The 12,198-nt window shown below is 44.0% G+C and carries 9 protein-coding genes, 2 tRNA genes and 1 riboswitch; all 11 genes read left to right on the top strand.

From position 1 onward, the window contains the following. Positions 1 to 37 precede the first annotated feature (37 nt). The 11 genes from DWY31_RS03175 (at position 38) to DWY31_RS03125 (ending at position 12,072) form a co-directional block, all read left to right on the top strand. Positions 38 to 108 (top strand) — tRNA-Gln (locus DWY31_RS03175). A gap of 55 nt (positions 109 to 163) precedes the next feature. Beyond that, positions 164 to 237 (top strand) — tRNA-Pro (locus DWY31_RS03170). Positions 238 to 465: 228 nt separating this feature from the next. Further along, positions 466 to 571: riboswitch (TPP riboswitch) on the top strand. A 117-nt stretch (positions 572 to 688) separates the two neighbouring features. Further along, positions 689 to 1,804 (top strand): 4-hydroxybutyrate dehydrogenase, encoded by a 1,116-nt coding sequence (locus DWY31_RS03165; RefSeq protein ID WP_118519503.1) that lies wholly within the window; start codon positions 689 to 691, stop codon positions 1,802 to 1,804. Positions 1,805 to 1,854: 50 nt separating this feature from the next. Then, positions 1,855 to 2,676 carry a hydroxyethylthiazole kinase gene (gene thiM, locus DWY31_RS03160; RefSeq protein WP_117536830.1) on the top strand — a complete coding sequence of 274 codons (822 nt, stop codon included), beginning with the start codon at positions 1,855 to 1,857 and terminating at the stop codon, positions 2,674 to 2,676. Further along, the gene (gene thiE / locus DWY31_RS03155; RefSeq protein ID WP_117536829.1) at positions 2,663 to 3,304 is read left to right on the top strand and encodes a thiamine phosphate synthase; all 642 of its coding nucleotides are present in this window, start codon (positions 2,663 to 2,665) and stop codon (positions 3,302 to 3,304) included. The genes thiM and thiE overlap by 14 nt, the downstream gene beginning before the upstream one ends. Positions 3,305 to 3,351: 47 nt before the next feature. Then, positions 3,352 to 4,020, top strand: coding sequence for an HAD family hydrolase (locus tag DWY31_RS03150; RefSeq protein WP_118519502.1), 669 nt, complete (start codon positions 3,352 to 3,354; stop codon positions 4,018 to 4,020). Between the two features lie 120 nt (positions 4,021 to 4,140). Next, positions 4,141 to 4,965, top strand: coding sequence for a bifunctional hydroxymethylpyrimidine kinase/phosphomethylpyrimidine kinase (gene thiD / locus DWY31_RS03145; RefSeq protein ID WP_118519501.1), 825 nt, complete (start codon positions 4,141 to 4,143; stop codon positions 4,963 to 4,965). 340 nt (positions 4,966 to 5,305) lie between these two features. After that, positions 5,306 to 5,728 carry a flavodoxin gene (locus tag DWY31_RS03140; protein WP_118519500.1) on the top strand — a complete coding sequence of 141 codons (423 nt, stop codon included), beginning with the start codon at positions 5,306 to 5,308 and terminating at the stop codon, positions 5,726 to 5,728. A gap of 172 nt (positions 5,729 to 5,900) precedes the next feature. Beyond that, positions 5,901 to 6,230: a DUF6110 family protein gene (locus DWY31_RS03135; RefSeq protein ID WP_021860099.1), complete on the top strand. Its 330-nt coding sequence runs from the start codon at positions 5,901 to 5,903 to the stop codon at positions 6,228 to 6,230. A 4-nt stretch (positions 6,231 to 6,234) separates the two neighbouring features. Beyond that, positions 6,235 to 8,316 (top strand): heavy metal translocating P-type ATPase, encoded by a 2,082-nt coding sequence (locus DWY31_RS03130; protein WP_118519499.1) that lies wholly within the window; start codon positions 6,235 to 6,237, stop codon positions 8,314 to 8,316. A gap of 132 nt (positions 8,317 to 8,448) precedes the next feature. Beyond that, positions 8,449 to 12,072 (top strand): ABC transporter ATP-binding protein/permease, encoded by a 3,624-nt coding sequence (locus DWY31_RS03125; protein WP_118519498.1) that lies wholly within the window; start codon positions 8,449 to 8,451, stop codon positions 12,070 to 12,072. The last annotated feature ends 126 nt before the right edge of the window (positions 12,073 to 12,198 follow it).

Below are 12,198 nucleotides of genomic sequence, written 5' to 3'. Positions count from 1 at the left end.
AAAAGATAAAAAACGAACGCAACAGAGAACTACGTAATGCGGATTGGTGTAATGGCAGCACAGCAGACTCTGACTCTGTTAGTAGAGGTTCGAGTCCTCTATCCGTAGTTCCTTGGCAGGGGCGCCGAGTGTTTTGAATGTTTGAAACATTCGGTTGACATGCCGGAGTGTGGCTCAGCTTGGTAGAGCGCTACGTTCGGGACGTAGAGGTCGCAGGTTCAAATCCTGTCACTCCGATTAAGATGAATCTCAAAGCTTATTGCTTTGAGATTTTTTTTTGCTATGGCATCCGGAGAAAGTTGCCGGTGGCAAGTTCTGTAGCTTATGGTGATGGGAAAAATGCGTCATACTTGCATGATTTATAATTGCAATTTCTTGACATCTGTTGGTGGGGCGAGTATCATTAACTGTGTTAAGACTGTAACTATCCAGTATAGTTACAGTAGATGAATTAACGAGTAAAAGAGTGATGACAAGGGGAGCTTATGTATAGGCTGAGAGGAAGTTTAGAAACTTCGACCCGGAACCTGATATGGATAATGCCATCGTAGGGATGTATTAGATATTACAGAACCCTCCTTCGTCTTCAGTCGAAGATACAGGAGGATTTTTTTGTGCAAGTTGGAGCTTACGGAGGAAGGCTAAGAATAAGCCTAAAAAGAAGAAAAACAACAGGAGGCCAACAGTCATGAAATTATTTCAGCAGAAATCAGTGATCGAGAAATATGATGATGTGAAAAGCTTTGTGGAAGCATACAACATCGGAGCGGATGATTTCATTCTCGCGACAAAACGGATTTACGAGACCTGTTTTGCACCGCTGAATCTGAAAGCACATGTAGAATACAAGAGCAAATATGGCAGCGGTGAGCCGACAGATGTAATGATCGATGCACTGCTTGAGGATTTCCGTCAGGGAGATTATAAGAGAATCATTGCTATCGGCGGTGGAGCTGTCATTGATATGGCGAAGATTCTTGTACTGGACGGGGAAGCGAAAGCAGAGAGCTATTATCGGAAAGAAGTACCGCTTCGCAAAGTGCGCACACTTCTTGCAGTGCCGACAACCTGTGGCGCAGGATCGGAAGTGTCCAATGTCTCCATTACAGAGATTACTTCGATCCACAGCAAATTAGGACTCGCCGTAGACGAGATTTATGCAGATGAGGCAGTGCTGATCCCGGAACTTTTGCGTGAGCTTCCATATGAGTTCTTCGCAACCAGCGCGATCGATGCATTTATCCATGCGATTGAATCTTTTGTATCACCAAAAGCGAACCTCTACACGGAGATGTTCAGCGAGAAAGCAATGGAGATGATCGTGCATGGATTCCGTGAGATTATCGCTCATGGAAAAGAATACCGGATGGAGCTGCTGGAAGATTTTCTTGTGGCAAGTAATCTGGCAGGTGTTGCATTTGGCAATGCCGGAACCGGAATGGTGCATGCCATGTCCTATCCGCTGAGCGGAATGTATCATGTCGCACACGGAGAGGCAAATTATCAGTTCCTGACTGCCGTATTTGCTGCTTATCAGAAAATGAATCCGACCGGCAAAATCATTCGTCTGAATGCATTTCTCGCAAAAATGATGGAATGTGATGAAGCGGTTGTCTATGAAAAACTGCAGGAATTGTTAGACCAGATTATCAGTCGTAAAAAATTAAGAGAATATGGCATGAAGGAAGAAGAAATCCATTCATTTGCCGTAAGTGTAGACGCAAGTCAGCAGAGACTTTTAAATCAGAGCTATGTGAAGCCTACCATTGAGCAGATGGAGGCAGTTTACAGAGAACTGTACTAGATAGTATACGAAAGTATAGAATAGTATATTCAAACATTAGGAGGAGAATTATGCTTGGAGAAATGTTAAATAAAGTCAGAGAGACAACCCCTCTGGTTCACAATATCACAAATTATGTAACCGTAAATGATGTGGCAAATGTATTGCTGGCATGTGGCGGAAGTCCGATCATGTCTGACGAGCCGCAGGATGTGGAAGATATTACTTCCATCTGTGGAGGATTGAATATCAATATCGGCACATTAAATATAAGAAGTATCGAAGGCATGAAGCTGGCTGGAAAGAAAGCGGCAGAACTTGGACATGCAATTCTGCTGGATCCGGTAGGAGCGGGAGCAAGTGCACTGCGCACGAACACAGCCGTTTCTCTGATGGAAGAAATTCCGTTTTCCGTGATCCGTGGAAATATTTCCGAGATCAAAACCCTGGCATCCGGCAGTGGTACAACAAAAGGCGTAGATGCTGATGTTGCAGATGCAGTGACAGAAGAGAATCTGGATGAAGCAGTCGCATTTGCAAAGGCATTTGCAGAGAAAGCAAACTGTGTTGTTGCGATTACAGGGGCGATTGATCTGGTGAGTGATGGAAAATCCTGCTATGTGATTCGTAATGGACGCCCGGAAATGGGTAAGATTACAGGAACTGGCTGCCAGTTGTCCGGAATGATGACTGCATATATTACCGCAAATCCGGAGCATACGCTGGAGGCGGCAGCGGCAGCAGTATGTGTGATGGGACTTGCCGGTGAGATCGGATTTTCACGGATGCAGGACGGAGACGGCAATTCTACATACAGAAACCGTATTATCGATGCGATTTACAATATGGACGCAAAAACACTGGAAGAAGGTGCAAAATATGAACTGCGATAAGAAAGATTTACTTTTATATGCGGTGACAGACCGTCACTGGCTTGGAGAAGAAACATTATATGAACAGGTGGAGAAAGCGCTGAAAGGTGGAGCTACATTTATCCAGCTGCGTGAAAAAGAACTGGATACAGCGCATTTCTTAGAAGAGGCGAAGGAAATCCAGAAACTTTGCAGAGAATATAAAGTGCCGTTTGTGATCAATGATAATGTAGAGATTGCGGCAGAAATTGAGGCAGACGGTGTGCATGTCGGACAGAGTGATATGGAAGCCGGAGATGTGCGTGCAAAACTTGGAGCGGATAAGATCATCGGTGTTTCTGCACAGACGGTTGAGCAGGCACTCCGTGCGCAGGAACATGGCGCAGATTACCTTGGCGTTGGTGCGGTATTTCCGACAGGTTCCAAGGCAGATGCGGTAGAAGTGGATCATAATGTGCTGAAAGCAATCTGTGAAGCAGTGGATATTCCGGTTATTGCCATTGGTGGAATTACAAAAGACAATGTAAAAGACCTTGCCGGTAGCGGTATTTGTGGAATCGCAGTGATCAGTGCGATTTTCGGACAGAAAGATATTGAAGCTGCAACAAAAGAACTGCGCGAACGCACTCAGAATATGTTGAGAAATTAAGAGAAGTTATGCATAAAGAAGTTCGATATAAGAAGGTTTAATAGGAAATGAAATTAAAAAACAGAGAAATAGACGGTGTGATCTTCGATGTGGACGGTACTTTGCTGGATTCGATGGCGATCTGGGAGGATGCCGGAGCCAGATATCTGCGTAGTGCCGGGATTGAACCGGCGCCGGATCTTGGGAAGATATTATTTCCGATGAGCCTGGATGATGGCGTGGCTTATGTGAAGCGGGAATACCATCTGGAAGAGTCAGAAGCAGAATTAAGAGAAGCGGTATTAAAACAGGTAGAGATCTTTTATAAAGAAGAGGCACCGCTGAAAAAGGGTGTACGTAAGCTCCTTGAGAAGATGAAAGAGGCAAAGGTACCAATGATCGTGGCGACTTCCAGCGATAAAGAGCAGATCGAAGCGGCGTTTGAACGACTGGAGATTGCCGGATACTTTAAGGAGATATGGACTTGCACGGATGCCGGAGCAGGAAAAGACAAACCGGATATTTATTTTCAATGTGCTGATAAGCTTGGAAGCACACCGGAGCATACATTGGTATTTGAGGACGCATTACATGCGGCAACAACCGCAAAACAGGCAGGCTTCCCGGTAGTCGGACTGTATGACCGCTTCAGCGAAGAAGGACAGGATGAGTTAAAAGAACTGGCGGATCTTTATGCGGGTGACCTTGTGGAGGCTACGGGGAAACTGCAATTCTAACTGCGCTCCTGTCTGTGGGAGAGCTGCAATTTTAACTGCGTTCCTGTCTGTGGGAAGAGGTTCAGGATAAATGCGATGGATAAGAAAAATAATTAGAATAGATTGGAAAAGGATAAGTAGATGAATACGAAGAAAAGAAAAACAACCCTCACAATTGCGGGAAGTGATTCCAGCGGCGGTGCGGGGATTCAGGCAGATATCAAGACGATGCAGGCAAATGGCGTTTATGCCATGAGCGCGATCACGGCGCTGACAGCACAGAATACGACAGGAGTATCCGGAATTTTTGAAGTGACACCGGAATTTTTAGGACAGCAGTTGGATGCGGTATTTACAGATATTTACCCGGATGCGGTTAAAATTGGTATGGTCGCTTCCGCTGAACTTGTAAAAATGATCGCTTTCAAACTTAAAGAATACAAAGCAGAACGGATTGTCGTTGATCCGGTGATGGTGTCCACAAGCGGTTCCAGACTGATCAGCGAAGAAGCAATCCAGATACTGAAGACGGAACTATTTCCGCTGGCAAGTGTGCTGACACCGAATATTCCTGAAGCAGAAGTCCTGTTTGGTGCATCTATTCATTCAGCAGAAGACATGGAGCGCGCAGCGCAGGCAATCAGCGAAGAATATCACTGCGCTGTGTTGTTAAAAGGCGGTCATCAGTTAAATGATGCCAATGATCTGTTGTATGCAGAAGGAAAGAGCCGTTGGTTTTATGGGCGTAGAATTGATAATCCGAACACGCACGGAACAGGATGTACATTATCCAGTGCGATTGCATCGAATCTGGCAAAAGGATATGGACTTGAAGAAGCTGTGGAGCGTGCAAAAGAATATATTTCCGGAGCACTTGCGGCAATGCTGGATCTGGGAGCCGGCAGCGGACCGATGGATCATGGATTTGATATTGGTGGAAAATTCGCCTCACAGAGTGATTGGTAGAGATATTGTGGGTGCACGAAGTACGGAATAATTCATAGGGAGTTTGTCCCCAACATATATTTATAATAAAAAGATCATGACTTGCATATTTGTGCGCAGGCATGGTCTTTTTAATAATTAAGAAAGAACATTTCCTCATTATGTAAAAAGCCTCCGGCAGGATGAGCAATGATCCAACGTTTTATTGATAAAAATACATCTGGAACAAACGAGGAAGGAATTGACTTCCCTACGAAGTTAGTCTATACTAACTAATAGAAACGATTAGTGAGAACTAACTAAAGATTGAAAAAAAGCAAATAAGTTAGGTGAAACATAAGAAAAGATAAGGAGAATGGATATGAGCAAAGTAGCAGTCGTATATTGGAGTGGAACAGGCAATACAGAGGCAATGGCAAATGCAGTTGCAGATGGAGCAAAGAAAGCAGGAGCAGAGGCAGAGCTTTTAGGATGCAGTGATTTCTCAGCAGCAAAGGTAGCGGAATATGATGCAATCGCATTTGGATGCCCTGCAATGGGAGCAGAAGTGTTGGAAGAAAGCGAATTTGAGCCTATGTTCGAAGCTTGCAAGGGCGCACTTGACGGAAAGAAAATCGCACTTTTCGGTTCATATGGCTGGGGAGATGGCGAATGGATGCGCAACTGGGAAGAAGACTGCAAAGCTGCAGGAGCAGAGCTTGCGTGTGATAGCGTAATGAGCAATGAGGGGCCTGGAGACGCGGAAGTAAAATCTTGCGAAGACCTCGGAGCAGCATTGGCATAAATAATACAAGCAGGACGGAGCTTTTTAACGAAAGCCCGTCCTAACTTATTATGGAGAAAAAATATCAATAAAGAACTTTTCTGTGGATTTTATGAAAATGAGGGATTATACTTGTGTGAACCCAAAGAAATGGGGAGAAAAAAATAAGAGAAAACAAGGAGGAAGATACAAGATGGATTGTTTAAAATTTTTATCAAAATCTAATATGAAAAAAAGTGGACTTTTTGCAGCAGGTGTTTTGTTTGGCACAGCAGGAATTAAAGTACTTGCAAGTGATGATGCAAAAAAAGTATACACAGGATGTACAGCAGCAGTGCTTCGTGCAAAAGAATGTGTAATGAAGACAGCAGCAAAAGTACAGGAGAACGCAGAGGATATTTATGCTGAGGCTCAGCAGGTAAACGAAGACAGAGCTGCAAAGGCAGAAGCTGTAGCAGATGCAGAAGAGGTAGCTGAAGAAACAGCAGAAGAGACAGAAGAAGTTAAAGAGGAAGAAGCGTAAGATCATGAAGTTTTTAATCAAGCATGATATTAAAGGCAGAATCCGTGTGCAGATGTGCCAGACGAGAATGTCATTTTCACAGGCAGACATGCTGCAATATTATCTGGAAGGCAGAGAGTATATCCATGCAGTGAAGATTCAGGTGCGAACACAGGGTGTGGTGATTCAATATGAAGAAAGTGCGAGAGCACAAGTGATCGATGACCTGCGTGCATTTGGATATGACAGAGTGACGGTTCCTGAGAGCTATCTGGAAAAATCAGGCAGAGAGTTAAATCAGGAGTACTGGGATAAGCTGGTCAACAAAGTTATCCTGCATTTCGGCAATAAATTATTCATGCCGCTGCCAATCCGTACAGCGATTGCAACTGTGAAATCAGTAAAATATATCTGGCAGGGTGTTCGTACACTTGCAAAAGGTAAGATTGAAGTGCCGGTTCTCGATGGAACAGCAATTGCAATTTCCATGTTACGTGGAGATATAAATACAGCAAGTTCTGTCATGTTCCTGCTCGGTATTGGTGAAGTACTGGAAGAGTGGACGCATAAGAAATCGGTAGATGATCTGGCAAGAAGCATGTCACTGAATATCAGTAAAGTATGGCTGGTAACAGATGGAAAAGAAGTTCTTGTCAATGCAACGAAGATCCAGCCGATGGACGAAGTTCGTGTGCATGTCGGCAATGTAATTCCGTTTGATGGTGTTGTGACAGCCGGAGAGGCGATGGTCAATCAGGCATCCCTGACAGGTGAATCTGTTCCGGTGAGAAAATGTGAAGACCGTTATGTTTATGCCGGTACAGTGGTAGAAGAAGGCGAACTGACTGTCCGTGTCAAAGAGACGAATGGTTCCAGCAAGTTTGAGAAGATTGTGACAATGATCGAAGAATCTGAGAAACTTAAATCTTCTCTGGAGAGCAAGGCAGAGCATCTTGCAGATCGTCTTGTGCCGTATACATTTGCGGGAACATTTGCGACCTATTTCCTCACAAGAAATGTGACGAAAGCATTGGCTGTTCTGATGGTTGACTTCTCATGTGCATTGAAACTTGCAATGCCGATTTCCGTATTGTCTGCAATCCGTGAAGCGAGTGAACACAGCATTACGGTCAAGGGTGGAAAATATCTGGAAGCCATGGCAGAAGCTGAGACGATCGTATTTGACAAGACAGGAACGCTGACAAAAGCACAGCCGACAGTTGCTGAGGTTGTTTCTTTTGATGGCAGAGAGCCAAAAGAATTACTGCGTATTGCCGCATGTCTGGAAGAACATTTCCCACATTCTATGGCAAAAGCAGTTGTGAAAGCTGCAAAAGAGCAGAATCTTGTACACGAAGAATTACATTCAAAAGTAGAATATATTGTTGCACATGGAATCTCTTCCAAGATCGAGGAAAAGAAGGTTGTGATCGGAAGTTACCATTTCGTATTTGAGGATGAGAACTGCAAAATTCCGGAAGGGATGCAGGAGAAGTTCGATACACTGCCGGATGAATATTCTCATTTGTATATGGCGATCGAGCAGGAGCTTGCGGCCGTTATCTGTATCGAAGATCCGATCCGTGAGGAAGCGAGAGAAGTGGTTGCAAGACTGAAAGAAGTCGGACTATCCAAGGTTGTTATGATGACAGGAGACAGTGACCGGACAGCGAAAGCGATTGCTGCAAGAGTTGGTGTTGACCGGTATTTCTCAGAAGTACTGCCGGAAGATAAGGCGAACTTTATCGAAGCTGAGAAGAAAGCCGGAAGAAAAGTCATCATGATTGGCGATGGAATCAATGATTCGCCGGCACTGTCAGCGGCAGATGTTGGCATTGCGATCAGTGATGGTGCTGAGATTGCAAGAGAGATCGCAGACGTGACGGTCGGAGCAGACAGCTTACATGAGATCGTGACACTGAAAGAATTAAGTGACCGGTTAATGAGCCGGATCCATGGCAATTACAGAAGTATTGTCGGAATTAATACAGGACTGATCCTGTTAGGCGTGATGGGCGTGATACCGCCGACAACATCCGCACTTTTACATAATTCTTCAACTTTATATATCAGTTTAAAGAGTATGAAAAATCTGTTGCCGGAATAGGCAGCAGATTTTTTTATGGCGACGAGGAAACTGCGATGCTTTAATAATTTCTTAATTTTCTATAAAAAGGAGCTTTTTATAGATTTTTTCGCTATAATAAAAAGATAAGGCTGAAAAGAAGGAGAATACTACATGTTACAAATCCAACATATATGCAAGGAATACCGGACAGCGAATCTCGTCCAGAAAGCACTGGATGATGTGAGCCTGAATCTCAGGGATAATGAATTTGTTGCAATTCTTGGACCGAGCGGTTCTGGTAAGACAACGCTTCTGAACATTATCGGCGGGCTGGACCGCTACGACAGTGGTGATCTGGTGATTAATGGAATATCGACGAAAAAATACAAGGACAGAGACTGGGATTCATATCGGAACCATACGATTGGATTTGTGTTTCAAAGTTATAATCTGATTCCACATCAGACGGTACTGTCAAATGTGGAACTTGCCCTGACGATTTCAGGAATCGGCAAGGAAGAGCGGAGAAAACGTGCGATAGAAGCGCTGGAGCAGGTAGGACTCGGAGAACAGTTACATAAGAAGCCGAACCAGATGTCCGGGGGACAGATGCAGCGTGTCGCGATCGCGAGAGCGCTTGTCAATGATCCGGATATTTTACTGGCAGATGAGCCGACCGGTGCGCTGGACAGTGAGACAAGCGTACAGGTTATGGATCTTCTGCGTGAAGTGGCAAAAGACCGCCTGGTTGTAATGGTTACGCACAATCCGGAGCTGGCGCAGGAGTACGCAACGAGGATTGTGAAGTTAAAAGATGGAAAGATCCGCTCGGATTCCGATCCATATATTCCGAAGCAGGATGAAGAGAAAGTTCCGGTTCATCAGAACATGGGCAAATCTTCTATGTCATTTTTAACGGCGCTTGCACTTAGCTTTAATAACCTGAAGACGAAGAAGGCGCGAACACTTCTGACTGCATTTGCAGGTTCCATCGGAATCATCGGAATTGCACTCATTTTGGCACTTTCGACCGGAGTGAATGATTATATCCAGTCGGTGGAAGAAGATACGCTTTCTGAATATCCGCTGCAGATCCAGAGCACCGGATTTGACATTTCTTCAATGATCGTCGGAATGAGTGGTAATGACAGTGATTCAGACAGCGCAAAAGATAAAAAAAGTACAACGAATACAAAAAACAAAGCAGATCAGCAGGTGAAAATTTTCAAAAATGTGACGGAAATGTTCAGCAAGATGAATTCCAATGACCTCAAGTCTTTGAAGAAGTATCTGGACAGTGATCAGTCGGATGTTCGAAAATATACGAAATCTATCGAATATTCCTATAATATAACACCACAGATCTACAGAGATACTGGCAAGAAGATCCGTAAAGTGAATCCGGATCAGTCATTTGCGGCAATGGGACTTGGCTCCTCCGTTGGAACGAACAGTATGATGTCCAGTATGATGAGCACCAATGTATTTTACCGGATGCCGGATAACCCGGATTTGTATAAGGGGCAGTATAACATTAAGGCAGGACGCTGGCCGCAGGATTATAACGAGTGCGTTCTTGTGCTGACACCGGATGGAAGTATGAGTGATTTTCTTCTGTATACACTGGGACTTCGTAATATCAAAGAGCTGGATGATATGGTCCAGAACTTTATCGACGAGAAGAATATAAAGATGCCGGGAGATATTGGAAAATATACTTACCGTGATATTATGAATGCGAAGTTCAAGCTGGTAAACGCTTCGGATTATTATCAGTATGACAGCAAATATAAGGTCTGGAAGGATAAGTCCGGTAATCAGAGTTACCTGAAGAAACTGATGAAAAATGCGGAAGATATAAAGATTGTCGGTGTTGTACAGCCGAAAAAGGGCGGAAAAGCTGCATCACTGACACCGGGAATTAACTATCCGGCTTCGCTTGTACAGCATACGGTACAGGAAGCAAAGAACAGTAAGATCGTAAGAGAACAGTTGAAAAATAAGAAAAAAGACATTTTCACCGGAGAAAAGTTCGGAAAACCTGATAAGAAAAAAGGCGTGGATATGAATTCTATGTTTGCGGTTGATCAGGATGCGTTAAAAAATGCTTTCGGTATGGATACAAGTGCATTTTCAGGCAGTATGAAGAATGCATTTTCCGGGGATTCCCTAAATATGCAGAAATTATTTGAAAGTGCCGGAAAGTCTATGGATCTGTCGAAAATGATCGATTTAGACAAAATTGCAATGAACCTTGAAGATATGCCGGATCTGCAGCTGGATGATATGGTGAAGAATCTGCAGGTCGCAGTAAAACCGGGTGGTATGGAGAAGTTATCGGCAAGTCTGATGCTTGGCTATAACGAGTATGTGAAGACACATCCGGAAGCGGATTATTCGAGTCTGGACAGTGCGTTTGCGGCATATCTGAAGACGGACAGTGCGCAGACAATCCTTAAGACGAATATGAAAGCTATTTTGAAAAAGCAGGGAAAAGTAACGCTTACGACCGAACGTATGCAGGAGCTTGTCACAGATGTGCTGAAAGGCTTCCAGCAGTATGAGAAGGCAAACAACCTGACGGATCCTGATAAATTCAGTGAATATTTGCAGGCATATCTGAAAACAGACGGTGCAGTGAGTATCATGAATACGTGGGCGGACAAAGTATTTGCGGATATGGATATCCAGATTACGGATGCAGAGATGGATAGTCTGTCTTCACAGTTGTCAGCAGGATATCTGGTGTATGCGAAGAAAAATAACAAGCCTGATCCGACGAAGATGGGACAGTATTTTCTGGATTATATCAGCACGCCGGATGGTCAGAAATACCTGGCAGCAGGACTTACGCAGGCGATCGACATGGATAAACTGGAAAAACAGATTTCCAAATCTATGGGAACTTATATGAAAGGTGCGATGGGAACATACAGCAAAGCATTGTCGAAAACATTGCAGAAACAGATGACTTCTGCGATGAAGCAGATCACCAGTCAGATGACAAAAGGTATGCAGACAGCAATGACACAGGCAATGTCAAATATCGGTACGCAGCTTCAGGATGCCATGAAGATCGATCCTTCAGCATTTGCCAAAGCATTTAATATGAATATGAGCCAGGATGATCTGATGGAACTGTTTATGTCAATGAGTGGTCAGGAAAAGGCAACTTACGAAGGAAATCTGCAGAAACTTGGTTATGCTGATTTTGCGAAGCCGAGTACGATTTCCCTGTATCCGAAGAATTTTGACGCAAAAGCAAAGGTTGTCGATATTCTGGATAATTATAATAAAAAGATGGAAAAAGCCGGAAAAGATGAACAGGTAATCACCTATACGGATATTGTGGGTACAATGATGAATTCGGTAACAGATATTATTAATATCATCAGTTATGTACTGATCGCATTTGTGGCAATTTCGTTGATCGTATCTTCGATCATGATCGGTGTTATTACTTATATCAGTGTACTGGAACGTAAGAAGGAGATCGGAATCCTGCGTGCGATCGGAGCATCCAAAGGAAATGTTTCACAGGTGTTTAATGCCGAGACATTTATCATTGGTCTCTGTGCAGGGCTTATGGGAATCGGACTGACGCTTCTGATTCTTGTTCCTGCAAACATGGTGATCCATACACTGACAAATAATACCAATATAAATGCAGTCCTTCCGGCTGTGCCGGCGCTTGTGCTGATCGTGCTGAGTGTCATTCTGACACTTCTTGGCGGACTGATCCCGTCCAGAAAAGCAGCAAAGAGTGATCCGGTGACAGCACTCCGGACGGAATAAAAGTATTTGAGAAAAGTGGTTAAAAGCGATTTTGTGGCAACGCTTTGGACAGAAAAGTGGTTAAGAGCGATTTTGTGGCAACGCTTTAGACAGAGTAAGAGTATAAGTAGAATGAGAGTGCAGGAA

The organism is Dorea sp. AF24-7LB (assembly GCF_003478575.1).
Classification (GTDB): Bacteria; Bacillota; Clostridia; order Lachnospirales; family Lachnospiraceae; genus Dorea_D; species Dorea_D hominis.
Note: the sequence above shows the minus strand (reverse complement) of the source record. Positions and strands in the feature narration are given on the sequence as shown.